We start from the raw sequence: 25414 nt of genomic DNA on the forward strand, positions 1-25414 counted from the left end.
GGTTGTCCGGCCGGCGCCGGTGATACTTGCGACTCAACCACTCCAGTAGGCTAACCTACCAAGCACTTGCTTTGTTAGAGGAGAGTGGACGGACAGTCGATGCAGACACCCGAACTCACCATTCCGGCCGCATTGGACCAGGCAGCCGCCCGTTTCGGCGAGCGCGATGCCCTCTATGCCGGGCCTGATGGTCTTCACGCAAGCGGTTCATCCGACGGTTCCTGGCTGTCTTTTGCCGAACTTCGCACCCGCGCCCGGCGCTTCGCCGCGGCATTGATCGCACTCGACATCACGCACGGAGATCGGGTGGCCATCTGGTCTCCCAACTCGTGGCATTGGCCCATCGCCTGCCTTGGCGCGCAGTACGCCGGAGCCGCCGTCGTCCCGATGAACACCCGCTACACGGTTGACGAAGCGACAGACATCCTGCAGCGCAGCGAGGCTCGGGTCCTGGTGTCGGTCGGGGTGTTCCTCGGCTCGGACCGCATCGCACAGCTCGATACGTCGTCCCTGCCCGATCTGCGGCACATCGTAAGGGTGGCGGTGGAGGCCGGCGACGACTCCACCTGGGACGCGTTCGTCGCGCACGGAGACGACGTCAGCGACGAAGACATCGACGCGCGCAAGGCCGTCGTGGGTTCGGAAGACATCAGCGACATCCTCTTCACCTCCGGCACCACCGGACGCAGCAAGGGTGTGCTGTGCATGCACCGCCAGCCGCTGGCCGCCTCTCTGGCCTGGGCCACCTACGGCGAGTTCACCGAGAACGACAGGTACCTCTGTGTCAACCCGTTCTTCCACAACTTCGGATACAAGGCCGGCATTCTGGCCTGCCTGCAGACCGGCGCCGCGCTCATGCCACAGCTGACCTTCGACCCCGAAAGGGCGATGGCCGCGGTGCAGGAACACAAGATCACCGTGCTACCCGGCGCGCCCACCATCTTCCAGATGCTGCTCGATCACCCCGCGCGCAAGAACTACGACCTGACCTCACTGCGATATTCGGTGACGGGCGCGGCCGTGGTGCCGGTGGTGCTGATCGAACGCATGCAATCCGAGCTGGACTTCGACCTGGTGCTCACCGCCTACGGCCTCACCGAAACCCAGGGCTTCGCCACAATCTGTCGCTCCGATGACGACGCCGTCACTGTCGCGACCACCTGTGGGCGCCCCATGATCGGCTACGAGCTGCGCATCGACGGTGCCGAAAAACCCGGCGACGAAGGCGAAGTGCTGCTGCGCAGCGCCAACGTGATGAAGGGCTACCTCGACGATCCCCAGGCCACCGCCGAGACCATCGATACCGACGGCTGGCTACACACCGGTGACATCGGCAAGCTCGATGAACGCGGCAATCTGACCATCACCGACCGGCTCAAGGACATGTACATCTGCGGCGGGTTCAACGTGTACCCCGCCGAGATCGAGCAGGTACTGATGCGCCTCGACGGGGTGGCCGACGCCGCCGTGATCGGGGTGCCCGACGAGCGCCTCGGCGAGGTCGGCAAGGCGTATTTGGTGCTGCGCGATGGCGCCAGCCTCGATGCGCAGGCGGTAATCGATTACAGCGCAAAGCATGTGGCGAATTTCAAGAAGCCGCGGTTTGTCGAGTTCCTCGACGGACTTCCCCGCAACTTGGGCGGCAAGGTGGTCAAACCCACCCTGCGGGCCATGCATCGCGATAAGCAGTTGCGCGAAGAGCAGAGGGCACAGAAGGAGAGCAGCTAGTGGACCTACTTCTTGACGATGAGACCGAAGCCTTCCGGGTCGAGGTGCGCGAATTCCTGGCGGCCAACGTCCCGAATCCGCCGCTGCCCTCCTATGACTCACCGGAAGGCGCGGTGGCACACCGCCAATGGGAGCGCACCCTGTATGACGCGGGATTCTCCGCGGTGTCCTGGCCTAAGGAATATGGCGGCCGCGATGTCACCCTGCTGCAGTGGGTGATCTTCGAAGAGGAGTACTTCAAGGCAGGCGCCCCGGCGCGCATCAGCCAGAACGGCATGTTCCTGCTGGGGCCGACACTGTTCGCGCACGGCAGCAAGGACCAGCTGGATCGCATTCTGCCGAAGATGGCCAACGGCGACGAGATCTGGGCGCAGGCATGGTCGGAGCCGGAGTCCGGTAGCGACCTGGCGTCGCTGCGCTCCCCCGCCCGCAAGGTGGACGGGGGCTGGCGCCTGTCCGGGCAGAAGATCTGGAGTTCGCGAGCGCCGTTTGCGGACAGGGCATTCGGGCTGTTCCGCTCTGGAGCCGCGGAGCCGGCGACATCCGGACAGCGCCCCAGTCGTCATGATGGGCTGACGTACTTCATGTTCGATCTCAAGGCCGAGGGGGTCACGGTCCGCCCCATCCCACAGCTCGACGGCGACCCTGGCTTCGCCGAGATCTTCCTGGACGATGTGTTCGTGCCCGACGAGGACGTCATCGGCGCGGTGGATGACGGTTGGCGCGTCGCCATGAGCACCTCGAGCAATGAGCGTGGCATGTCGCTGCGCAGCCCCGGCCGTTTCCTTGCCACCGCCGACCGCTTGGTGGAGCTGTGGAAATCTGTGTCGGAGAACGGGTTTGCATCCGAGCGCGTCGCCGACGCCTGGATAGCAGCGCAGGCCTACCGACTCCACACCTTCGGTACCGTGACCCGGTTATCCGGCGGCGGTGAGCTCGGTGCTGAATCCTCGATCACCAAGGTGTTCTGGTCCGAGCTGGACGTCGCCCTGCACGAGACGGCGATCGACCTGCGCGGCGCCGACGGTGAGCTGACCGGACCCCCAGACGCCGACTGGACCTCCGGTTATCTGTTCTCACTCGGTGGCCCGATATACGCGGGCACCAACGAGATTCAGCGCAATATCATCGCCGAGCGCATCCTGGGCCTACCCAGAGAAAGCAGCGTAAGCGCTCGTACGGGAGGTGCCAAGTGAAGTTTGATCTGGACACTCAGCAGCGAGACTTCGCCGCCAGTATCGACGCCGCCCTGTCGACGGCGGACGTTCCCGCGGCGGCTCGCGCCTGGGCCGCCGGCAGTCACGAATCCGGCCTGGCCGTCTGGTCGACGCTCGCCGAGCTGGGCGTGACGGCCCTTGCGGTCTCCGAGAAATATGACGGCATCGGCGCTCACCCGGTGGATCTGGTTGTCGCACTGGAGGGTTTGGGCAAGTGGGCTGTGCCTGGACCCGTCGTCGAGTCTCTCGCGGTGGCCCCGGTGCTGCTCGCGGAGGACGAACGCAGCGCCCAGCTCGCCTCCGGTGAACTCATCGCCACGGTCGCCGCACCTCCCCACACCCCGCGGGCTCTCGACGCGGACATCGCCGGGCTGGTGCTCATCGCCGACGATATCGGGTTCCGTGAGGCCCGGGCCGGTGCGCAGCACGAGTCGATCGACGCCACTCGCCGGGTGTTCGATGTGACACCGGCCGGCGGCGGCGCCTCTCTGGACACCAGTCGCGCTATCGACTTTGGCGTACTTGCCATTTCGGCGCAGCTGATCGGCGCCGGACAGGCGCTGTTGGACCGTGCGGTGGAGTACGCCAAGCAGCGCTCCCAGTTCGGCCGACCGATCGGCTCCTACCAGGCCGTCAAGCACAAGCTGGCCGATGTGCACATCGCGCTGGAGCTGGCGCGCCCGCTGGTGTACGGCGCCGCACTTTCTCTAGCGGACGATTCCCCCACTGCGGCACGCGATGTGAGCGCCGCGAAGGTCGCCGCGGGCAAGGCCGCCTATCAGGCCGCACGCTCCTCCCTACAGACCCACGGCGCCATCGGGTTCACCGCCGAATACGACCTTTCCCTATGGATCCTCAAGGTACGAGCCCTGACGTCGGCATGGGGTACGCCGGAATGGCATCGGAACCGGGTATTGGAGGCACTGTGAGCCCTTCCGTTAACGCCGAACGGCAGATGCTGCGTGACACCGTCCGCTCCTTGGTCACCAAGCGGGCTGACTCGAGCGCGGTCCGCGCCGCGATGGAGTCCGATCAGGGGTACGACGAAAACCTGTGGACGGTTCTGTGCGAGCAGGTCGGGGCCGCGGCGCTCTTGGTTCCGGAAGAATTGGGCGGTGCCGGAGGCGAACTCGCGGACGCGGCCGTCGTGGTCGAGGAGCTCGGCCGAGGGCTTGTTCCCAGCCCGCTGATGGGCACACTGTGGGCAGAACTCGCTCTTCTCGGCACCGGGTACACCGGTGAGCTGCTGGAATCGCTGGCCGCCGGGGAATCGATCGGCACGGTGGCCTTCGATCCCGGATATGTCGTCAACGGAGATATCGCCGATGTGGTGCTGACTCTGGAGGATGACGAGGTGCGTCAGGCGGAGACCGTGTCCGCCACCCCGTTGTCCACCATGGATCCCACCCGTCGACTCGCCGCCCTCGCGGTGACCGAAAGCAAGCCGATCGGCGCCGCCCCGGGCCTGCTCGACAAAGCCGCGTTACTGCTGGCCGCCGAGCAGGTGGGCGCCGCCGCACGAGCACTCGAGCTCACCGTCGAGTACACCAAGACGCGAGTGCAATTCGGACGCGCCATCGGCAGCTTCCAGGCCCTCAAGCACCGGATGGCCGACCTGTACGTGCTGGTCGAATCCGCGCGCGCCGCCGTCTACCACGCTATCCAGGATCCAACTCCCGAGGCCGCGACCGTGGCGAGAATCAAGGCCAGCGAGGCACTTTCGACAGTATCCGGGGATTCCATCCAACTGCACGGCGGTATCGCGATCACCTGGGAGCACGACGCGCACCTGTACTTCAAGCGCGCACATGGCAGCGCACTATTGCTGGGCACACCGCGTCAGCTGCTGCCAAGTCTGGAGATCGCCGCGGGACTGTGATCCCCGGCCTAGACTCCGGGCATGGAGACCAAAGCCAGTCCCTGGCCCGCCTACCGGCTTGCTGCCGTCCTGCTCGGCGTCGGCGTCGTGCATTTCGTCGCGCCGAAGCCGTTTGACGACATCGTTCCCGCCGAACTACCCGGGAACGCGCGGTTCTATACCTATGCCTCGGGTGTTGCCGAACTCGGAACCGGCGCGCTGCTGCTGGCCCCCAAGACACGCAGGCTCGGCGGGACGATTGCTGCTCTGTTGTTCATCGCCGTGTTTCCCGCCAACGTCAACATGGTGCGGCTGTGGTGGGACAAGCCGTTGCCACTGAAGCTCGGCGCCATCGCCCGGCTGCCCCTGCAGATCCCGATGATCACCGAGGCGCTGAAAGTCCGCCGTACGTCGTAGCGGCGTCCTCGTCGCGTCTAGTCATAGATGACGGCGTTTCCCTCGCGCCGCAGATCCGCCAACCCCGCACGGAAGGTCTCCATGAATTCCGGTGGGGGTCCTACCCAGTCCATGACCTCGCCAACGATGCGCACGGGTTCCCGGCTGCGGTACGAGTGGGTTGGGTTTCCCGGGAATTTTTTGTCCGTCACATTCGGGTCGTCTTCCAGGGTGCCCTCCGGTTCCACGATGTAGACATGACCCCTGCCCTCACCTTTGGCCATGATGGCTGCCAGCCCCGCGCCCACCAATGTCTTCGTCACGTAAACGTGGTTCATGATGCGGCCCTCTTCGTAGTTCGAGAGATGCCCGGGCGTCAATAGATCACCCACTTCCAGGTCGGCCTTGGTGCCGTGGAAGTAGGCGCCCGACTCGTGCGCCTCGAAAAAGTCCGGCATCGTCATCCCAGGTCCCATCAGTCGACAATTCGTGGTCGCAGGATTGTGCGCCACGTTGGGGGCCTTGCCGCAAGCCCCCCTTCGTGTCATATTTTGAAAGGGGAGAAGCCAAAAGGTTGACCCGAAATCCGCGCGGTGGTCGGGTTGACTCATGCCGCTACAGATATCCGACCGAGAACGCGAAGCCCTGGCGCAGGTCACCCAGTTCCCGCTGCTGGCCGCGATCACCGGTCGCCGCTCGCGACGTTTCCCCGCTGGCGGTCGCATACCCGACGGCCCACTGGCATACACCAGCGGCCAACCGGTCACGCCGATATCGGAAGTCGAACGGGCACTGATCCTTTCGGTAGTCGGTGGCGTCACCGGGTGGCACTACGGCATCACTCATCACCCCGGATATGCCCCCGCATTCCCGAACTACTCCGGCAGCGCCACCGGCCGCACCTTTCCCTCCGCCGCCGGCTTCCATACCAGCCAGCTGTTTTTCACCGACGACACCGGGATCTACCTGCTGCCCACCCGCGATGAAACTCCACAAGAGTTCACGACCATCGAGGAGTGGATAAGCCACACCGCCGACTCGTACGTGCGAATCTCGGACAAACGTCTGGAGTTGCCACGCGAAGAGCCGTACATGGAGGGCCACAACATCTGGATTGGCAACCACCCAGGCAGCCTGCTGGCCTTTCCGGTGGCCGATCTGGCCGAACATCTGATCGCGAACCTGTCGTTCTTCGCCGCCAATGGCTACCTCGTCTACGACGACATCAACAACCAGAGCATTCCGGGCACCGAAAAATTCGACAGCCTGCGCCATTACGACGATCCGATTCCGCTGTCCTTCGTCGAGCAATACACGCTCACCGAGGCAAGTGCCGAGCTGGCCACCGCCACACACAACGGGGTGCTGCTACTACAAGCGCTCGGTCTGGGCGGCTGGATGTTCGACGGACTCGACCGACTGTCGGTGCTCGGCGGATCGGGTGATCCGCGCGCTCCGGGTATCGGGTTCCGATCGGACAACGACCACCGGTGGCCTTTTCCTAATGCCACCGGTCTGCCCGGATTCTTCGAGACCCTCAGCCCGCCGCACGTGCCGACGATCGCGGCCGGCGTGGATAAGTACATCGAGCGCAAGTACGGCCCGGGCGGCCCCTTCCACCCTGACACCCCCGGGGCCTGGGCCGATTCTCGCAAGGTGCGCTCGGCCGCGTTACCCGCCGAGGCGATCCGGGAAATCGTCACCGTGGAGGCCTCATACATCTATGACACGTTTGGCAAGATTCCCGGTACCGTCCCCACCGTCCATGTCCTGATGTACCTGCAGGCCCAGAACATCGACCTGGGCTTCTACGACACGCACTTCGGTCCCGGCGCCTATCTGCCGACGCACGCCGAACACGCCCGGCGCTGGTACGGACGCTAATCGCGTTCACAGACGGGCACAGCGACTTTCACAAGTTCTTCACATTGGTTTGCTAGGTTCGCCACATGTTCGAGGCGATGCTGGCCGAAGCCGGTGTGAGCCAGTGCTCTGGCCATCCGGGCATTCCCGCCTGCCAACAATTCAACCAGGGATTCGGTTTCTTTCTCCTTGGGCTCGTCGGGGTGTTCATGACGGGAATCATGGGACTTTGCGTGGCTCTACGGGCAGCGAAAGCCGAAGCCGCACAACCAACCCGATGGGGCCTAGCGCTGGTCATCGCAAACCTGGGGTCACTCGTGTTGCTCGTGTTCAGCGTGGTGGGTTAGCCGAGAAGGGTCGGCTGAGTCACTGCACGTCCATGGACTTCACGTGGCGCCAAGATTGCCGGCAACGCCGCTCGCTAGATTGCTGAGCCCTACCCGGACGGATTGATCGCCGCGCGTGGACCCCCAACCCGGCACAATCGGTCCATGCGTCGGAGAAGGCTGCTTCAGCTCGGTGCGGCAACCGCAGGCGGAATCTTGCTAGCCGCGTGCACCGACGTACCAGTTGAGGGCGACGATACCGACGTGGTGCACGACAGCAGACCCTGGCACATGCCTGATGAAGGCGAGCCACATCTGCGAACCTGGATGGCCTTCGGCGCCAGCCCAGAGATCTGGGGACGACGGCTGAACCGCAAGGTGCAACAGAATCTCGGCACCATCGCCCAGGCCATCGCGCAATTCGAACCAGTGTCGATGTTGGTGCGACCTGATGAGACCGAGCTGGCACGCCAATTGGCCGGGCCCAATGTGGAGTTGGTTCCGGCCCCACTGGAGGACCTGTGGGTACGCGACAGCGGATCCGTCTTCGTCCGCAACGAAAGCGGCAGAGCAGCTGTTGATTTCAACTTCAACGGCTGGGGCGACAAACAAGAACACGAGTCGGATGCCAAGGTCGCGGTCGAGGTGGCCAAGCGTGCGGGAGTTCCCGTGCTGCACACCAATCTTGTCCTGGAAGGCGGCGGTATCGAAGTCGATGGCCGGGGCACCGCAATCATCACCGAAAGCTGTGTTCTCAACAGCAACCGCAACCAGGGTCGATCCAAGAGCGATGTGGAAGCCGAGTTGCGGCGCCTACTGGGCCTGCAGAAGATCATCTGGCTGCCCGGCATCGCGGGCATGGACATCACCGACGGGCATACCGATTTCTACGCGCGGTTCGCCGGGCCGGGGGTAGTCGTAGCCGGGCTCGACAATGACCCCGATTCGTTTGACTACCACGTGACACGCCGTCACCTCGACATCCTCGACAAGGCGACGGACGTGGCCGGACGCCCTCTGCACGTGGAAGTGCTCGAAGCACCCCGGCAAGGGCGCGATGACTTCGACTCAGAGGATTTCGCGGCCGGTTACATCAACTTTTATGTCTGCAACGGCGGCGTCATCGCGCCCGAATTCGGAGACCCCGGCGCCGACGAGGCGGCCAAGTCCACCCTGGAACGAGTCTTCCCGAACCGCAGGGTGGTTCAGCTCGATATCGACGGTATCGCCGCGGGCGGCGGCGGCATCCACTGCGCCACGCAGCAAGAGCCCCGATAGCACCGACTCAGCGCGCGACGGAGCGGGGCGCACCCGGGCCCGCGTCGATCCGCACCGGGCCGCTGGCCGAGGGTGTCACCGGGAAGTCGAATATTGCCGTCGGAATGTAAACAGTGGCACAGGAATTCGGGATATCGACGACCCCGGACAACCTGCCCTCGATGGGCGCAGCACCCAACAGCAGATACGCCTGCTCCGGGCTGTAGCCAAACTTGGTGAGGTAATCGATGGCGTGCAGACAGGCCCGCTGGTACGCCAAATGCGAATCCAGGTAACGCTGTTCGTCATCGAGGGTGACGGACGTCCCCGAGAACGCCAACCATTGTGAGTATTGCGGATCGGTATTACCCGGCATGAAGATCGCGTTCTCGGAAACCCCATAGGTATCCATGCCGCCCTTGAGCACATCGACATGCAGATCGATGAAGCCACCCATCTCGATGGCCCCGCAGAAGGTGATCTCTCCGTCCCCCTGGGAGAAGTGCAGGTCGCCGACGGACAGCTTTCCTCCCGGCACGAACACGGGGTAAAACACCCTGCTGCCCTTGGTCAGGTTCTTGATGTCTTGATTGCCACCGTTCTCCCGTGGCGGCGCGGTCCGGGCCGCCACGGCCGCTGCTGTCTCGAAGGATTCTCCACTGAGGGCACCCAGTACCGCGTCTTTGGGCTCCGGTGGAAGTGCCAGTGCAGGAACGCGGTTGGGGTCAGTGGCGATCAGCGCGCCCTCACGCGCATTCCATCTTGCCAGCAATTCCGCGGACGGCGCCGTGCCCATCAAACCGGGGTGCACGATCCCGGTAAAACTGACCCCGGGGACATGCCGGGACGTCGCGGTCTGCCCCGAGAAGTCCCAGATTGCCTTGTACGCGTCCGGGAACTGCTCGGTGAGGAACCCGCCGCCGTTCACGGTCGGGAAGATGCCCGTGTAGCCCCATCCCTGACCTGCCAGCGGACCGGAGTCTTCCTGCGGGATGGGGCCCACATCGAGAATGTCCACGATCAGCAGGTCTCCGGGCTGCGCCCCTTCCACCGAGAAGGGCCCCGACAACGCGTGCACCGTGGTCAGCGGGGCATCGCGGATATCGTCGGCGGAGTCGTCATTGTGGATCGCGCCGTCGAACCATTCGCGGCAGTGCACCCGGAAAGAGGTGCCCGGTTTCACGACCGCGGCCGGCGGAATGTCAGGGTGCCACCTGTTGTGCCCGACGATGTGTTGCTCGGTGAACTTCTTGTTCGAATCCAGCGGGAACAACACTTCGGGCATGGCATTCCTTCCGATCAGGGGCGGGGTAACTTGCGATGCAACGGATTTGATGTCACCGGCGCCGAACGTCGCACATTGGGTAGCGCGGAAACCACGGATGGCTCGCTGGCACTGCGATGGGTGGCGTCGAGCAGGCGCATACGCGCCGAGGAGCCACGGCTCATCCCGGCGATACCAAAAACCCGGCGTGCCGGTTCAGGGCAGCCGGGGCAGGGCACGGTATCAGGGGCGGTCGCCATCGGAAAGTCGCGCGCGGTATCGCCACAGCTCACGCATCGATACGCGTACAACGCCATGACCCGCCCTCACCGAGGTAGCACCTGGATCTGTGACGTTACGCCGGATTGGCTAGGCCCGCAGGGGAAACGGGGGTAGGCCCGGTTACAACCAGGTGTCCTCGGTGGTCGCGGTGAGGAATGCCTCCAGGTCGTTGCGCCAATCGGCGGGCGTGGTCTTGTCCGGTTCGATACCGGTGTACTGCCCGCGGTAGAACAGCAGCGGTCGGGTGGCCGTCGGTTTCTCCGGAATCTCGGAGAGTTCATTGACGGATCCGAACACGACCCAGTGGTCCCCGCCGTCGTGGACGTTGGCAACCTCGCAGTCGATGTGCGCGAGCGATCCGGTGATGATAGGCGATCCGAGACCCGATGGACGCCAATCGATTCCGGCGAACTTGTCGGGCTCGCGCGAACCGAACCGGGCCGAGACTTCGCGCTGATCCTCGGCAAGCACGTTCACACAGAACTTGCCCGACGCCTCGATGGCCGCCCAGGACCGGGACTGCTTGGTTGGGCAGAACAGCACCAGCGGCGGTTCCAGCGACAGCGCGGCGAACGACTGGCAGGCGAACCCGACCGGCGCGTCCTCGTGCGTCGTGGTGATGATGGTGACGCCGGTGCAGAACTGCCCCAGCACATTCCGAAACGCCCGCGGGTCGATAGCCGGTTCAGACATCTGCGCGCAAACCTCTACTTGAACCCGACGCTGAAGTCGTGACCCCACAGGCTGATTCCCACGCTCTCCCGGGCGATCCAGCTCTCGTCGTCGACTTCCAGTCCTTCGCAACCGAATTCCATGTCGAACCCTCCAGGGGTCTTCATGTAGAAGGACAGCATCTTGTCGTTGATGTGCCGACCCAGGCTGGCCGACATTTTGACCTTCCTCCGGTTCGCACGGTCCAGGCAGAGACCGACGTCGTCGGAGTTTTCCACCTCGACCATCAGGTGCACGATTCCCGTCGGATTGGGCATCGGCATGAACGCCAACGCGTGGTGACGCGGGTTGCATCCGTAGAACCGCAACCAGACCGGATCACCGTCGGCGGGACGCCCCACCAGCTGTGGTGGCAGCTTCATCGAGTCTCGCAGCTGGAAGCCGAGGACATCCTGATAGAACGCCTGCGCCGCGGCGTCATCGGTACACGTGAGCACCACATGCCCAAGCCCTTGTTCGGCGGTGACGAACTTGTGGCCGTACGGGCTGACGAACCGGCGACCCAGGTATTGGGCACCGTGGAAAACCTCCAGCACATTCTCCGACGGATCGTTGAACCGGATGAAACCCTCGACCTTGCGGTCCGAAATCTCTTCCTTGGTGCCCTCTGTGAATTCGACCCCCGCCTTGGCCAGGCGTTCGCGCACGGCCTGCAGCGCCGGCGCGTCGGCGACCTCCCACCCGGAAGCCAACAGCCGGTCGTTGTCTCCCGGCACAATCACCAGACGCGCTGCGACATCATCCATCCGCAGATACAGCGCGGAAGGATCATCTCCCGCGCCTTCCATCATGCCGAGCACCTTGGTCCCGAACTCGCGCCATGCCGCCATGTCGGTGGCCTGGATCCGCATGTATCCGAGTGCCTTGATAATGCTCATGGGGTACCGCCCTCCTAAACCATCGTGTCGGTGGCGGGCAGCTCGAACGCGTGGTTGCCCCAGATCTGGTAAGCCCGCTCCGCGTCATTGGCCGCGTGCACGCGACCGGCGTGCGCGTCACGCCAGAAACGCTGTACCGGAGCGTCGTTGGACAGTGCGGTGGCGCCGGAGTTCTCGAACAACAGGTCGATCGACGCGATCGCCCGGCCGGTGGCACGCACCTGGTCGCGGCGCGCGGCAGCACGCAGCTCGAAGGGAACCTCCTGACCCGCCGAGATGAGTGCGAACTCGTCGCCCACATTTCCGATCAGCTGGCGCCACCCGGCGTCGATGTCACTGGCGGCCTCGGCCACGCGCACCTTGGTGAACGGGTCATCCTTGGCCTTCTCGCCGGCGTAGGCAGCGCGCACGCGCTTGCCCTGAGCCTCGACGTGTGCGTCGTATGCACCATAGGCCATGCCCATGATGGGCGCGGTGATGGTGGTGGGGTGCATTGTGCCCCAAGGCATCTTGTAGACCGGAGCGGTGTTGGTCTCGTATCCGCCGGCGGTCTGGTCGTTCATCTTCTTGTACGACAGGAACCGGTGCTTCGGCACGAAAACGTCCTTGACCACGACCGTGTTGCTACCGGTGCCGCGCAGGCCGACCACATTCCACACGTCATCGATGCGGTACTCGGTGCGCGGGATCAGGAAGCTGCCGAAGTCGACCGGACGGCCGTCCTTGATCACGGGTCCACCCAGGAACGCCCAGGTGGCGTGGTCACAACCCGAAGACCAGTTCCACGAACCGTTGACGAGATAGCCGTCACCGGCCTCGGTCACCACACCAGCTCCCATCGGAGCGTACGAGGAGGACACCCGCACGTTGGTGTCCTCACCCCAGACCTCCTCCTGCGCCCTCTGGTCGAACAGGGCCAGGTGCCAGTTGTGCACGCCGATGATCGAAGCGACCCAACCGGTCGAGCCGCAGGCACTACCCAGACGACGCACCGCCTCGTAGAAGGTGGTGGGGGCGGTTTCGTATCCACCCCACTGCGAGGGCTGCAGCAGCTTGAAGAAGCCGATCTCCTGCAGTTCGGCGACCGTGGCGTCGGGCAGACGCCGCAGGTCCTCGGTTTCCTGCGCACGCTTGCGCAGGGTCGGCAGCAGGTCGTCAATTCCTGCGAGAACCGCCTGAACTTCGTCCCGCTGTTCGGTCGTCGTCACTGCATTTCCTCCACTGCTGTAGTTAGCATCAGTCGGCACAAACTAGGGCTAGTAGTTCGCGACACTCGCTGCACACCCGTGGTGACAGCACGTGTTCACTGCTGAGACTAGAACACGTTTCGATCTGTGTCGACATCGCCTCGCCCACCCCGGGAAGGCGGGCTCATCTGGAACGAAGCGACGACGGTGTTGTAGGGCCAAAGGTCAATTCTGTAACCTGTTCTAGTTCGGCCACTCGCCGACGACGACTGACGGAGGAATCACGTGACGGACGTTCCGCTGGGGAAGCACGTCCTTGAGGTTCGAATCGCCGAGGTGATCGATGAGACCGCCGACTCCCGGTCCCTGGTCTTCGAGATTCCCGAGGACGCGGCCGACAAGTTCGCGTACGCACCCGGCCAATACCTCACATTGCGCATTCCGTCCGATCGCACTGGTTCCGTGGCGCGCTGCTACTCGCTGTCCAGTTCCCCGCATATCGATGACCGGTTGACCGTCACGATCAAGCGCACCGCCGACGGCTACGGATCCAACTGGATCTGCGATAACGCCCACGCCGGTATGCACATGCACGTCCTGGCGCCGTCCGGGGTTTTCGTCCCGCGAGAGCTCGATCGCGATTTCCTGCTGCTGGCCGGCGGCAGCGGTATCACCCCGATGATGGCGATCTGCAAGTCCGCACTCTCGCAGGGCAGCGGCAAGGTAGTGCTGATCTACGCCAACCGCGATGAGCAGTCGGTGATCTTCGGGGCGGCGCTGCGCGAGCTGGCGGCCAAGCACCCCGATCGGCTGACTGTCATCCATTGGCTCGAATCGGTGCAGGGATTGCCGTCGCTACAGTCCCTGGCCACCCTGGCCGCGCCGTTCGCCGGTCATGAGGCCTTCATCTGCGGTCCCGGGCCGTTCATGGATGCCGCGCAGGCCGCGCTCAAGGGCAATGGCATGTCCGACGATCGCGTGCACGTCGAGGTTTTCCGCTCTCTCGAAAGCGACCCGTTCGCCGAGGTCGTTCTCGCCGAGCCCTCTGACGACGACGAACCACCGGCCACGGCCACCGTGGAACTGGACGGTGAGACTCACGAGGTCAGTTGGCCGCGCAGCACCGTGCTGCTGGACGTGCTGCTCGCCAAGGGCCTGGACGCGCCGTTCTCCTGCCGCGAGGGCCACTGCATGACGTGCGCCTGCATTCTCAAGAACGGCAAGGTCCGCATGCTGGTCAACGACGCGTTGTCCCAGAATGACATCGACGACGGGTACATCCTGGCGTGCCAGGCGGTTCCGGAGACCGACGACGTCAACGTAACCTTCGACGAGTGAGAGACCGCATGGCTCGCGTCATATATGCCGCCGCACTGCTGATGACCGCCACAACCCTGATCACCCCGGTGCCCGCCAACGCCGAGGTCAAGACGGTCGACGTCAGCACTCCCGTCGACGACGGCCGCCAGCTGGAGGTTCACACCACCGCCGACTGCCGCAGGGCCGAGCGGCAGTGCTACTACACCGCCAGTTTCAATCTGCGCACCCCCAATGGGATTGAGGGATTCGGCGGTGACCTGTGGGCCAAACAGACCACCGAGCTACGCACCTCCGACCGGATGAACTACCTGTGGGTGCAGTGGGCCGACAACCCGAACACGGTGGAGCACAACGGCGGTAGTACCTGGCTGCTCACCACCGTCTACTTCGGGGGCGGTGACACCGACCGCTTCCGCATCACCGGTACCACCCAACCGACCGACTGGGCGACCGGGCAGCCCAAGCTGGACGCCGACTACATCGTGTGCAGCCACGTCGAGGCCAGTATCGGTGGCCGCAGCGTGATTTCACCCGATGCCTGCGCACAGGCCCGATTCAGCTAGGCGTTTCGGTACGCATATGCGTACTGCCCGCCTCTATGCGACAACTCGTGGCCCGCGGCGGGCCGCGCGGAAGTTGTCGCATAGAGGTGGGCACCAGGTGTATGTGGCCCAAGCGCCGTTCGAGTCATTGTCAGTGCCCTTTGGCGCCCTTTGGCATGGTGCGCGCATGGCCGCCCGGACTCGCTCGCTGCGCACCGAGCTGCGCTATCTGCTTGTCTTGCACATCCACCGGCACGGACTCACTGCCGTGTCCGAGATGGTCACCATGTTGGCGGACCTCGGTTTTGACGTGGATGGCCGCCCGTCAAAGACGGTCTCGGACGCACTACGCACCGACGTCAAGCTTGACCGCGTCCGTCGACGCGGACGTGGCGTCTACGGTCCGGGAGCATTGCCGCGCAGCACTCAACACCGCATGCGTACCCGAACAGCCAGATGGATGGACGCTAGCGCGGCAAGCCGAGTAGCCGCTCGCCCGCCACGCTGAGCAAGATCTGCGTGGTGCCCCCCGCGATGGACAAGCATCGATCCCGCATGAACAACCACATCTCGTGCGACTCCACCGCACCGTGAGAGTCCACGTAGTCGAGGATGTGCTCAGAAAGCCCCTGGCGATGCCGCACGCCGACAAGCTTGCGCACACTCGAGGCCGCACCCGGGTCCTGCCCTCCGATGGCGCGCAGCGCGGTGCGCAGATCCAGCAGCGCGCCGGCCTGCGCCGAGCAGACGAACACCCCGAGCGTATCCAGCTGTGCCACATCCAATTCGGCATCGCCAATAAGCGCCAGCAGCGATTCTATGGCCTCATCGAGGGTGCCGCCACCTGCCATCGCCACCCGCTCGTTGGCCAGCGTGGTGCGGGCCAGGCGCCATCCGTCGTCGACCGACCCGACCACGTTCTCGTCCGGAACGATGACCCCGTCGAGAAAGACCTCGTTGAACATCTCCTCACCGGTGATCTCACGCAGCGGCCGCACGGTGATCCCGGGGGTCTTCATGTCCAACAGGAAATAGGTGATGCCCTTGTGCTTGGGCACGTCAGGATTGGTACGGGCCAGGCAGATCGCCCAATCCGCGATCTGCGCCTTGGAGTTCCACACCTTCTGCCCGTCCAGCTTCCAGCCGCCCTCAACCCGAGTTGCCTTGGTACGCAACGATGCAAGGTCACTACCGGCGCCGGGCTCGGAGAACAGCTGGCACCACTCGATCTCGCCACGCAGGGTGGGTGCGACGAATTGCGATATCTGCTCGGGTGTTCCGTGCTCAAGAATGGTCGGAGCCGCCCACCAGCCGATGACCAGATCGGGACGCGTGACGCCGGCCGCGTGTAGCTCCTGATCGATGAGCAGCTGCTGCGCGGCGCCCGCGCCCAGTCCGTACGGCGCGGGCCAGTGTGGCGCCAAAAAGCCCGTCTCGGCCAGCCGAACCTGCTGCTCGGCCCTTGGCGCCGAGGCGATTTCCGCGGCAGCCGCGGCGATCTGCGCACGCTGGGTCTCCACCTCGCCGAGGTCGATGGTCAACGACCGGCGAGTACCACCGATGGTCAGCGCGGCGGCCTTACGCCGCCACACCGCGGGCCTGCCCAGGAAGGACTGCAGGGAGTACGCCCGGCGTAGGTACAGATGCGCGTCGTGCTCCCAGGTGAATCCGATACCACCGAGAATCTGGATGCAGTCCTTCGTGTTGGCCACCGCCGCGTCGACGGCCACCGCCGCCGCAACCGCTGCGGCAAGCGAAAGCTGCTGGGCATCAGCACTGTTGGCCGAGCTGTTCGCGAGGACGTCCTGTGCGCACCCGGCGGCATCCCAGACGGCCACATCGGCCTGCTCGACACGGCACAGCATTTCCGCGCACATGTGCTTGATGGCCTGGAAGCTGCCGATCTGCTTGCCGAACTGCTCCCGCACCTTGGCGTACTCGACAGCCGTCTGCAACGCCCACCGCGCCACACCCACGGCCTCGGCCGAGAGTGTCACGGCCGACAGATCAGAGACCACGCCGGTCGGCAGGCCCACCGGCTGCACCGCAGCACCCTCCAAGGTGGCCGCGGCCCACGGTCGCGAGAAGTCGGTCGCCTTCTTGGCTTCCACCGCGACACCGGTACCGACGCAGTCGACGAGTACCCAGCCGTCGGACCCCGGGGCCAACAGCACGCCATCGGCGGTACCGCCCAGCACGGCTGGCAACACGCCCGACGCCCGCCCGTCGGAGACGACCAGGTTCCCCGCGAGAGCCAGGCCCGCGGTGCGTTCCCCGGCCGCCAACGCACCGACCAATTCCTCGTGTCCGTCGGTCGCGAGGACCACCGCAGCCAGCGCACTGGTGGCAACGGGTCCCGGCACCAACGCGGCCGCGGCCTCATCGACCATGGCGATCATGTCGTCGAATCCGGCCCCCGACCCGCCGGCGGCCTCCGGCACCGCAACACCGAAAATGCCCAGTTCAGCGAGCCCGGCGTAGGCGGGACCCCACCCGTCAGACTCGGATTCCTGCTTCCGGACCGACTCGATGACAGCCGCGCTCTTGGCCCACTGACGGACCGCATCCCGCGCGGCTTCCTGGACGTCGGACACAGATTCTCCTCGGCTAGTTTTTCGGCACAAATCAGACTAGAACGTGTTCTAATATCGTGATTGGGTTCAGTGTAGTAGGAACGCATTCAGGCTGTACAGAGCGCTACCGACGAGCCAGGGAGACCTGATTCGAACGACAGGCATCCGTATAGTCGTGCGCTGAAACCACCGCGTGCACGCGCGAGATTGAAGGCAGGGAGTACAGACGCAATGGCAACGCCCCGGACATCTAGCGGAACGGAAACCGCGCCGTCGGACAGCGGCGACACCGACGCGACAAACCAGAGCGCCGCAGTCTCAGCTCTGTCTGACGACGATCTCGGCTCTACCGCGCAGCGTGAGCGCCGCAAGCGCATCCTGGACGCCACCTTGGCCATCGCCTCCAAGGGCGGCTACGAAGCGGTGCAGATGCGCACCGTCGCCGAACGTGCCGATGTCGCCGTCGGCACCCTCTACCGGTACTTCCCATCCAAGGTGCACCTGCTGGTGTCGGCCCTGGAACGCGAGTTCGAGCAGATCGACGCCAAATCGGATCGCAATACCGTCAGCGGCGGCACCGCGTATGAACGACTGCACACCGCGATCACCCGACTGAACCGCAATATGCAACGCAATCCACTGCTCACCGAGGCGATGACACGCGCGCTGGTCTTCGCCGATGCCTCCGCCGCCGGTGAGGTTGATCACGTGGGCCGGTTGATGGACGGCATCTTCGCGCGAGCGATGGCCGGCGATGACGACCCGTCCGATGCCCAGTTCCACATTGCCCGCGTCATCTCGGACGTCTGGACCTCCAACATGATTGCCTGGTTGACGCGGCGAGCCTCGGCAACCGACGTGAGCCACCGGCTCGATCGCACGGTCCGATTGCTGCTCGGTATTACCTAACCTGCGACGCTTGGCCTGACCTGCCTCAAGCAGGTTGCGGACGTAGACTCGGGACCCGTGGTGAGTGCCCAAGATCTGCCTGTGGAACTGCGTCGGGCTCTTTCCGAGGTGGCCCGTACGCCCCGACTGCTGGTGGCTTCCGACTATGACGGAACGATCGCCCCGCTGGTCAACAATCCCGACGATGCCCGCCCGCATCCCGAATCGACCACCGCGCTCCGGGCTTTGGCGGGACTGCCGTCGACAACCTCCGCACTGATCTCCGGACGCGCGTTGCGCGATCTGGCGACCCTGTCGCGGCTGCCCTCCGAGGTTCATCTGGTCGGAAGTCACGGCTCGGAGTTCGACGCGGGATTTGTGCACGCCATCGACGGAGACGCCAAGGCGCTGTTGAAGACCATCACCAGCAAGCTGTCGGCCATCGCCGCCGAATACGCCGGCGTGGCCATCGAACTGAAACCGGCGAGTGTCGCGCTGCACGTGCGCAATGCCTCGGAGGAGGACGCCGATGCCGCGCTGAGTCAGGCACTCGCGGTGGCGAACGGCTGGGGCGCGCAGGTCACCGAGGGCAAGAAGGTACTCGAGTTCGCCGTCATACCCACCGACAAGGGCCAGGCCCTCGACATTCTGCGCCACCAGGAGGGCGCGACGGCCGCGGTGTTCTTCGGCGACGATGTCACCGACGAAAAGGTCTTCAAGCGGCTACACGGGCCCGACCTGGGGGTCAAGGTGGGCGACGGCGAAACACTCGCCGGATATCGCATCCCGGACACCGAATCGGTAGGCACCGCACTGGCTTTCCTGCTCGAGGAGCGCCGCACCTGGCTACTCGGTGGACACGCCACACCCATCGAACGTCTCACCATGCTCGCCAATTCGCGCACCATTGCGCTGGTGACGCCGACCGGTGGCGTCACCTGGATGTGTCACCCCGAACCCGACTCGGCGGCGGTCTTCGCCCATCTCCTCGGCGGGGATGAGGCCGGGCACTTCACGATTGGCCCCGCGCGATCCGCGCTGCCGCTGGGCCAGAAGTATCTCGACAGCACGATGACTGTCGAAACACGTTGGGCCAGCCTGCAAGTAACCGACTACCTGGCTCACGACGAGATTCCGGGACGCACCGACCTGATTCGGGTAGTCACCGGAGAAGCCGATGCGGTGGTGACCTTCGCTCCACGCCCCGAGTTCGGCCAGGCTCCCGTGCAACTGGTGGCCGAGGGGGACGGCCTGCGCGTGTTGGGCACCAACGATCCGATCGTGCTGCGCGCACCCGGCGTCACCTGGACAATCGGGGCCGACGATCAGTCCGCCACCGCCACCATCAGCCCGGCCAATGGCCCGGTGGTTCTCGAACTGCGCTGCGGTACCGAGGATCTCGACGAGAACTCAATCCCGGAACCCGAGCTGCGGGAACGTGCCGAATCGTACTGGCGTGACTGGGCCCAAACCCTGACACTGCCCGAACGTAAACCCGGCTTGATGAAGCGCTCGGCGCTGACATTGCGTGGCCTGGTGCATGCCGAGTCCGGCGCGATCATGGCCGCGGCCACCACATCGCTCCCGGAAGACATTGGCGGCATTCGCAACTGGGACTACCGGTACTGCTGGCTGCGTGATGCGTCGATGACCGCTTCGGCACTGGTGGCTCTCGGATCACTGAGCGAGGCAGAGGGACTGCTGGGCTGGCTGCACCGGGTGCTGGAACATCTGCCCGGACCCGATCGTCTGCACCCGCTGTACACGCTCGCCGGCACCGTGCTGCCACCCGAGGCCGTGATCGACTCGCTGCCCGGGTATGCGGGCTCGCGGCCGGTCCGCGTCGGCAACGCCGCCAATTCGCAAGTGCAGCTCGATGTCTTCGGCCCGGTCGTGGAGCTGATCCATGATCTGACCCACGCACGCAAGCGTCTCGGGCATTCCGATCCGCTGACCGATGCCGATTGGAACCTGGTGTCCGACATGGTTCTTGCCGTCGAGCGCCGGTGGTACGAACCCGACCACGGTATCTGGGAGATCCGCGGCAATCCGCGTCATCACGTCTACTCCAAGGTGATGTGCTGGGTGACGGTGGATCGCGCGGTGAAATTGGCCGAGGAGTTCCAGCGTGCGGCCCCGGCATCATGGGCTGCGTTGCGAGACGAGATCGCAACCGAGGTGGTGGAGAAGGGATGGAACGACTCCGTCAACTCCTACACCGCCGCCTATGACGGCACCGATCTGGATGCCGCCTCCCTGTACATCGGCCTGTCCGGACTGATCGACCCCACCGATCCCCGATTCACCGCGACGGTGATCGCCACCGAGGCCGAACTACGCAGTGGTGCAACCGTTTACCGATACCACCGCGATGACGGCCTACCCGGAGGTGAGGGCGGGTTCCATCTGTGCGCGGCCTGGCTGGTCGAGGCGTATCTGCTCATCGGTGCGAGGTCACAGGCCGAGCTGCTGTTCGACCAGCTGGTCAAGGCCACCGGCCCCACCGGCCTGCTGTCCGAGGAGTACGACCCGGTGGCCGAACGCTCACTGGGTAATCACCCGCAGGCATACAGCCATATCGGCCTGTTGCGCTGCGCCGCGCTGCTGTCCTGACCCACCCGTTCGCGGGCGATTCACTGCACGATCTGCGCAGTTCTCAGCGCTGCGCGTCGCCACCGACCGCAGCCAACGCTGCCAGGCTTTGCACAGCAAGCACTCCATCCGTCATAATGAAAACCGTTTTCATTATTGGAAGGCTGGAGGTCTGCGATGTTCGCTCGCGTGGCTGGATTGTCAGTGGCAGTCGCCACCGCCGGAACGCTCGTCCTCGTCGGCTGCGGCCAATCTCACGAGCCGACCGGTGAGCCCAAGGTGGTGGCCTCGACCGATGCCTGGGCCTCGGTCGCGCAGGCTGTCGCCGGTGACCACGCCAAGGTGAGCGCATTGGTCAGCGGCGCCAACACCGACCCCCACTCGTTCGAGGTGACCCCGGCGGCGGCGGCCCAGGTCCAGGACGCCACCTTGGTGGTGTACAACGGCGACGGGTACGACCCCTTCGTCGACAAGCTGCTCAAGGACGGCCAGGCCCGGGTCAACGCCTACCAGCTTCTCCCCGCGGACTCCACCGACAAGAATGAGCATGTGTTCTACAGCCTGCGAACCGCCCAGCAAGTGGCCAACCACGTCGCGGACGATCTCGCCCAGGCCGACCCGGACAATGCCGACTCGTACCACGCCAACGCCAAAACATTTGGGCAACAGCTCGATTCCATCGCAAGTCTGCAAGACAATGTCGCCGACAAAGACCGGGGCAAGGCAATCCTGGCGACCGAGCCGGTGGCCAGCCACCTGGTCTCCCATTGCGGACTGGTAGACCGCACACCGCATGACTTCGCCGAGGCGGCCGAGCAGGGCTCAGATCCCTCTCCCAAGGACGTTGCCACCGCACTGGACCTGATCAGCACCAAACAGGTTGCGGCGCTGCTGTTCAACCCCCAAACAGCCGGATCGGTGACCAATCAGCTCAAGCAATCCGCCGAATCCCACGGGGTTCCGGTCGTGACGGTGACCGAAACTCTGCCCGACGGCACCGACTACATCACCTGGCAGCGACGCACCACCGAGCAACTCGCCGCGGCGCTGGGATGAGCGCAGACCACTGGCGGATAATGGCCGCATGAGTGCCGCCACCCTGCGCAACGCATCACTGGATCGCGGTGGACGCACCCTTTGGCAGGATCTGGATCTGACTGTCGAGCCCGGCGAGTTCATCGCGGTACTGGGGCCCAACGGTTCGGGAAAGACCTCCCTGCTGCGCCTGCTGCTGGGACAGGTGCCACTGACCCAGGGAACCATGAAGGTCACCGATGACCTCGGATACGTGCCTCAGCACCGACTCGCAGACAACGCGCTGATCCTGCGCGCGGAGGATCTGGTGGGTCTCGGGATCGACGGCCATCGTTGGGGTTTGACCGCCTTCAACCCCGCCCGTCGCGCGCGCCATCGTGCCGCGATCGACCTCGCACTGGACCAGGTGGACGCGAGCCATTTGGCAACCAAAGCCGTCTCGTCCCTGTCGGGCGGCGAGCTCCAGCGGGTGCGTATCGCACAGGCATTAGCGGGCGACCCCGCGCTCTTGCTCTGCGACGAGCCGCTGCTGAACTTGGATCCGGCAAGCGCGCAACAGATTTGCGCCCTGATCGACAAACGCCGGCGCAGTGCGCACACGGCCGTGCTATTCGTGACACATGAGATCAACCCGATCCTGCCGTACGTGGACCGAATCCTGTACCTGGTGGACGGGCGCTTCCAGATCGGCACCGTCGCCGAAGTGATGACAACCGAGACCTTGTCCGAGCTGTACCGCGCCCAGATTGACGTAGTGAAGGTGCGTGGACAGTACGTGGTGGTGGGCGAAGACCGGCAGATCACCGAGGAGTGTGCCGAGCACGCCCATGAATAACTTCTTCGATCTCTCCCTCACCGCTGATCTCCTGGCGCGCGACTTCGTGCAGCAGGCGATCCTCGCGGCCGCACTGCTCGGACTGCTGGCCGGCCTCGTCGGACCGTTCGTGGTGATGCGGCAGATGTCCTTCGCCGTCCACGGCTCCAGCGAGCTGTCACTCACGGGCGCCGCTGCCGCGCTGCTCGCCGGCGCCAATGTGGGGACCGGAGCGCTACTCGGGAGCGTGGTCGCGGCAATACTTTTCGGTGTCCTCGGGCAGCGAACCAAGGATCGTGATTCATCGATCGGGGTGGTCATGGCCTTCGGGCTGGGACTGGCAGTGCTGTTCATCCACCTCTATCCGGGACGCACCGGCACCAACTTCGCCCTCCTCACCGGGCAGATCGTCGGCGTCGGCTACAGCGGGCTGCTCATGCTGGTCGTGGTGAGCATCGTCGTCGGAGCGGTACTGGCCATCACCTATCGGCCCATGCTGTTCGCCACCGTCGATCCGGATGTGGCCGAGGCTCGCGGAGTCCCGGTGCGTACGTTGGGAATTGTGTTCGCCGCCCTCGTCGGTCTCACCGCGGCACAGGGTGTGCAGATCGTCGGCGCCCTGCTGGTGATGTCACTGCTCATCACACCCGCCGCCGCTGCCGCTCGCATCACCTCCTCACCCGCGCGGGCCATTGGACTGTCGATCGTCTTCGCGGAGATCGCCGCCATCGGCGGCATCGTGCTGTCGCTGGCGCCCGGAGTACCGATCTCCGTCTTCGTCACCATGATCGCCGTCGCGATTTATCTGCTGTGCCGCGTCATCGGGCGGTACCGACACGCATAGGGGCGTTACGCTCACCTGGTGAGCGGCTCGCAGGAAGAACGATGGCTCCGGTGACACGCGTCGACCTGAATGCCGACCTGGGTGAGGGTTTCGGTGCCTGGCGCCTGGGCGACGACGAGGCCATGCTGGATGTGGTCACCAGCGCCAACCTTGCCTGCGGTTTCCATGCGGGCGATCCCGCGACATTACGCCGCACCTGCCAGGCCGCCGCCATGCGCGGTATCCGCATCGGTGCGCAAGTGGGTTATCGCGATCTCGCCGGATTCGGCCGACGGTTCATCGACATCTGCCCCGACGACCTGTACGCCGACGTGGTGTATCAGATCGGCGCGCTCGATGCGCTGGCCCGCACCGTCGGATCGTCGGTGACCTATGTGAAACCGCATGGCGCGCTCTACAACACGATCATCCATCACGAAGCACAGGCAGACGCGGTGGCGCGTGCGGTACGAGATCTGAATGGCGATTTCCCCGTACTGACCCTGCCGCACGGTGCATTCGGAGACCGCGCACGCGAGTTGGGGCTACGGGTGGTCACCGAAGCATTCGCCGACCGTGCCTACCGCGACGACGGCACCCTGGTGCCGCGCAGCGAACCCGGCGCGGTGTTGCGCGATCCCGCTGAGGTGGCGGCGCGCATTCCCGCCCTCAGCCGCACCGCCGAGTCGATATGCGTGCACGGTGATTCGCCGGGTGCGGTCACGATTGCCCAGGCTGTTCGCTCTGCACTGGCCGCCAACGACATCGAGCTGGCACCGTTCGTCTAGCGGTGATACGCCGGCGGCAGCGGTAAACCCTTCTCTGCCATGACTTTCCGCAGCGTAGTTGGGTAATCGCTGATTATCCCGTCCGCACCGGCGTCAATCTGTGCCTTCATGGTCTCGGGATCGTTGATGGTCCAGGGAATGACCTTGAGCCCCAAACCGTGCGCCTTGTCGACGAACTTCTTGTCCGCGACCAGCGCGAAACCGGGATCACCCACCTTGCCGCCATAGGGCACGGTGTATCCGGGCGACAAGATGGTGGCACCTATCTGCTTGGCGCCGTCAATCGGATCCTTCACCACGGCCGGGTCCACCCCGCCCAACCACGGAGAGCCTGGGTACCAGGTGGTTTCATCCCACAGCGCGACCAGCGGGATGCCCGGTTCGGCCCGCTTGGTCATCGGCAGCGTGCTCCAATCGAAGCTCTGAACCTCGACCTTGTCGAGCTTGCCCGCCGCACGGATGGTGTCGAGGATGACGTCCACGAACACCTGCGGTGCCACGGATTTCTGAGGTTCGGCGGCTTCCACCTTGGTCTCGACGTTGTACCGCACGTCGGCATGATACGAATCGGCCAGGGCGAAAACATCTGACAGCAAGGCGATCTTGTCATTCTTGACCACCTCGGCCTGAGGAAAGTCCTTGAGCAGCTTGCCGCAGTCCAGGGTGTGCAGCTGCTCGGAGGTCAGGTCCTTGACCAGTTTTCCGACATAAGGGAATTGCGGATCGCCGGATGTCACCGGGCCGGTGTCGGCGCATTTCGCGGCATCGATCACCGGGTCGTGCCAGACCATGGGCTTACGGTCTTTGGAGATGACGATATCGAGTTCAAGAGTGCTGGCCCCGAGCTCGATGGCTTTGGCGAAGGCACGCAACGATTCTTCGGTGGTCTCCCCGCGCCCACCCCGGTGCGCCTGCAGGTCGAAGGACGTCGCCTCCTTGTTACCGCACGATGCCAAGGCCAGGGCGACCGCAAGAACGGTAGCTATGCGCTTCATGGCTGCACATTGTGCCCGAGATGACGTCTATGCGGGTGACACGTGAGAGACACCTG

At 64.7% G+C, this 25414-nt stretch carries 23 protein-coding genes and 1 pseudogene; 17 read left to right on the forward strand and 7 right to left on the reverse strand.

The window, feature by feature from the left end; translation table 11 throughout:
- Positions 1 to 99 precede the first annotated feature (99 nt).
- Genes B4393_RS12030 through B4393_RS12050 form a run of 5 tightly spaced genes read left to right on the forward strand, consistent with a single transcriptional unit; the run spans position 100 to position 5220 of the window.
- Positions 100 to 1728, forward strand: coding sequence for a FadD3 family acyl-CoA ligase (locus B4393_RS12030; RefSeq protein WP_078334321.1), 1629 nt, complete (start codon positions 100 to 102; stop codon positions 1726 to 1728).
- Complete coding sequence (locus B4393_RS12035) at positions 1728 to 2924, forward strand: acyl-CoA dehydrogenase family protein (RefSeq protein ID WP_078334322.1); 1197 nt, start codon at positions 1728 to 1730, stop codon at positions 2922 to 2924. Before B4393_RS12030 ends, B4393_RS12035 begins: the two co-directional genes overlap by 1 nt.
- On the forward strand, positions 2921 to 3874 hold the full coding sequence (locus B4393_RS12040) for an acyl-CoA dehydrogenase (RefSeq protein ID WP_078334323.1): 954 nt from the start codon (positions 2921 to 2923) through the stop codon (positions 3872 to 3874). Before B4393_RS12035 ends, B4393_RS12040 begins: the two co-directional genes overlap by 4 nt.
- Positions 3871 to 4824, forward strand: coding sequence for an acyl-CoA dehydrogenase IpdE2 (gene ipdE2, locus B4393_RS12045; protein WP_078334324.1), 954 nt, complete (start codon positions 3871 to 3873; stop codon positions 4822 to 4824). Before B4393_RS12040 ends, ipdE2 begins: the two co-directional genes overlap by 4 nt.
- Before the next feature lie 21 nt (positions 4825 to 4845).
- Positions 4846 to 5220, forward strand: a complete 375-nt coding sequence (locus B4393_RS12050; RefSeq protein WP_078334325.1) for a DoxX family protein — start codon at positions 4846 to 4848, stop codon at positions 5218 to 5220.
- 17 nt (positions 5221 to 5237) lie between these two features.
- Here the strand turns inward: B4393_RS12050 and arr are convergent, their stop codons facing one another.
- Positions 5238 to 5663 carry an NAD(+)--rifampin ADP-ribosyltransferase gene (arr, locus tag B4393_RS12055; RefSeq protein WP_078334326.1) on the reverse strand — a complete coding sequence of 142 codons (426 nt, stop codon included), beginning with the start codon at positions 5661 to 5663 and terminating at the stop codon, positions 5238 to 5240.
- A gap of 145 nt (positions 5664 to 5808) precedes the next feature.
- Between arr and B4393_RS12060 the strand changes: the two genes are divergently transcribed.
- The 3 genes from B4393_RS12060 (at position 5809) to B4393_RS12070 (ending at position 8666) form a co-directional block, all read left to right on the forward strand.
- Positions 5809 to 7083: a hypothetical protein gene (locus tag B4393_RS12060; RefSeq protein ID WP_078334327.1), complete on the forward strand. Its 1275-nt coding sequence runs from the start codon at positions 5809 to 5811 to the stop codon at positions 7081 to 7083.
- 65 nt (positions 7084 to 7148) lie between these two features.
- Positions 7149 to 7409, forward strand: a complete 261-nt coding sequence (locus B4393_RS12065) for a hypothetical protein (protein ID WP_078281903.1) — start codon at positions 7149 to 7151, stop codon at positions 7407 to 7409.
- A 144-nt stretch (positions 7410 to 7553) separates the two neighbouring features.
- Positions 7554 to 8666 (forward strand): agmatine deiminase family protein, encoded by a 1113-nt coding sequence (locus tag B4393_RS12070; protein ID WP_078334328.1) that lies wholly within the window; start codon positions 7554 to 7556, stop codon positions 8664 to 8666.
- 7 nt (positions 8667 to 8673) lie between these two features.
- Here the strand turns inward: B4393_RS12070 and fmdA are convergent, their stop codons facing one another.
- The 4 genes from fmdA to hsaA form a co-directional block, all read right to left on the reverse strand.
- Positions 8674 to 9930, reverse strand: a complete 1257-nt coding sequence (fmdA, locus tag B4393_RS12075; protein WP_078334329.1) for a formamidase — start codon at positions 9928 to 9930, stop codon at positions 8674 to 8676.
- 381 nt (positions 9931 to 10311) lie between these two features.
- Positions 10312 to 10884, reverse strand: a complete 573-nt coding sequence (gene hsaB / locus B4393_RS12085) for a 3-hydroxy-9,10-secoandrosta-1,3,5(10)-triene-9,17-dione monooxygenase reductase subunit (protein ID WP_078334331.1) — start codon at positions 10882 to 10884, stop codon at positions 10312 to 10314.
- 14 nt (positions 10885 to 10898) lie between these two features.
- Positions 10899 to 11801, reverse strand: a complete 903-nt coding sequence (hsaC, locus tag B4393_RS12090) for an iron-dependent extradiol dioxygenase HsaC (RefSeq protein ID WP_078281898.1) — start codon at positions 11799 to 11801, stop codon at positions 10899 to 10901.
- Between the two features lie 14 nt (positions 11802 to 11815).
- A complete protein-coding gene (gene hsaA, locus B4393_RS12095; RefSeq protein ID WP_078334332.1) occupies positions 11816 to 13009 on the reverse strand; it encodes a 3-hydroxy-9,10-secoandrosta-1,3,5(10)-triene-9,17-dione monooxygenase oxygenase subunit in 1194 nt (397 codons plus the stop codon).
- 264 nt (positions 13010 to 13273) lie between these two features.
- Between hsaA and B4393_RS12100 the strand changes: the two genes are divergently transcribed.
- The 3 genes and pseudogenes from B4393_RS12100 (at position 13274) to B4393_RS12110 (ending at position 15338) form a co-directional block, all read left to right on the forward strand.
- Positions 13274 to 14326, forward strand: coding sequence for a ferredoxin--NADP reductase (locus B4393_RS12100; protein WP_078334333.1), 1053 nt, complete (start codon positions 13274 to 13276; stop codon positions 14324 to 14326).
- Positions 14327 to 14334: 8 nt separating this feature from the next.
- Complete coding sequence (locus tag B4393_RS12105; protein WP_078334334.1) at positions 14335 to 14871, forward strand: hypothetical protein; 537 nt, start codon at positions 14335 to 14337, stop codon at positions 14869 to 14871.
- Positions 14872 to 15037: 166 nt separating this feature from the next.
- A pseudogene (locus B4393_RS12110) lies at positions 15038 to 15338 on the forward strand (hypothetical protein).
- Here the strand turns inward: B4393_RS12110 and B4393_RS12115 are convergent.
- Entirely contained in the window at positions 15318 to 17474 is a 2157-nt protein-coding gene (locus B4393_RS12115; protein ID WP_078334336.1) for an acyl-CoA dehydrogenase, read from the reverse strand. The pseudogene B4393_RS12110 and the gene B4393_RS12115 overlap by 21 nt on opposite strands.
- Before the next feature lie 180 nt (positions 17475 to 17654).
- Between B4393_RS12115 and kstR the strand changes: the two genes are divergently transcribed.
- The 6 genes from kstR (at position 17655) to B4393_RS12145 (ending at position 24363) form a co-directional block, all read left to right on the forward strand.
- The gene (gene kstR / locus B4393_RS12120; RefSeq protein WP_070937239.1) at positions 17655 to 18332 is read left to right on the forward strand and encodes a cholesterol catabolism transcriptional regulator KstR; all 678 of its coding nucleotides are present in this window, start codon (positions 17655 to 17657) and stop codon (positions 18330 to 18332) included.
- Positions 18333 to 18392: 60 nt separating this feature from the next.
- Entirely contained in the window at positions 18393 to 20924 is a 2532-nt protein-coding gene (otsB, locus tag B4393_RS12125) for a trehalose-phosphatase (RefSeq protein ID WP_078334469.1), read from the forward strand.
- A 156-nt stretch (positions 20925 to 21080) separates the two neighbouring features.
- Positions 21081 to 21959: a metal ABC transporter solute-binding protein, Zn/Mn family gene (locus tag B4393_RS12130; protein ID WP_109558658.1), complete on the forward strand. Its 879-nt coding sequence runs from the start codon at positions 21081 to 21083 to the stop codon at positions 21957 to 21959.
- Between the two features lie 28 nt (positions 21960 to 21987).
- Positions 21988 to 22773, forward strand: a complete 786-nt coding sequence (locus tag B4393_RS12135; protein WP_078334337.1) for a metal ABC transporter ATP-binding protein — start codon at positions 21988 to 21990, stop codon at positions 22771 to 22773.
- Complete coding sequence (locus B4393_RS12140; RefSeq protein ID WP_078334338.1) at positions 22766 to 23596, forward strand: metal ABC transporter permease; 831 nt, start codon at positions 22766 to 22768, stop codon at positions 23594 to 23596. Before B4393_RS12135 ends, B4393_RS12140 begins: the two co-directional genes overlap by 8 nt.
- A 50-nt stretch (positions 23597 to 23646) precedes the next feature.
- A complete protein-coding gene (locus B4393_RS12145; protein ID WP_109558663.1) occupies positions 23647 to 24363 on the forward strand; it encodes a LamB/YcsF family protein in 717 nt (238 codons plus the stop codon).
- Here the strand turns inward: B4393_RS12145 and B4393_RS12150 are convergent.
- Complete coding sequence (locus tag B4393_RS12150) at positions 24360 to 25358, reverse strand: glycerophosphodiester phosphodiesterase family protein (protein ID WP_078334340.1); 999 nt, start codon at positions 25356 to 25358, stop codon at positions 24360 to 24362. The two genes, B4393_RS12145 and B4393_RS12150, sit on opposite strands and share 4 nt — an antisense overlap.
- Positions 25359 to 25414: the final 56 nt, after the last annotated feature.

The organism is Mycobacteroides franklinii (assembly GCF_002013895.1).
Classification (GTDB): domain Bacteria; phylum Actinomycetota; class Actinomycetes; order Mycobacteriales; family Mycobacteriaceae; genus Mycobacterium; species Mycobacterium franklinii.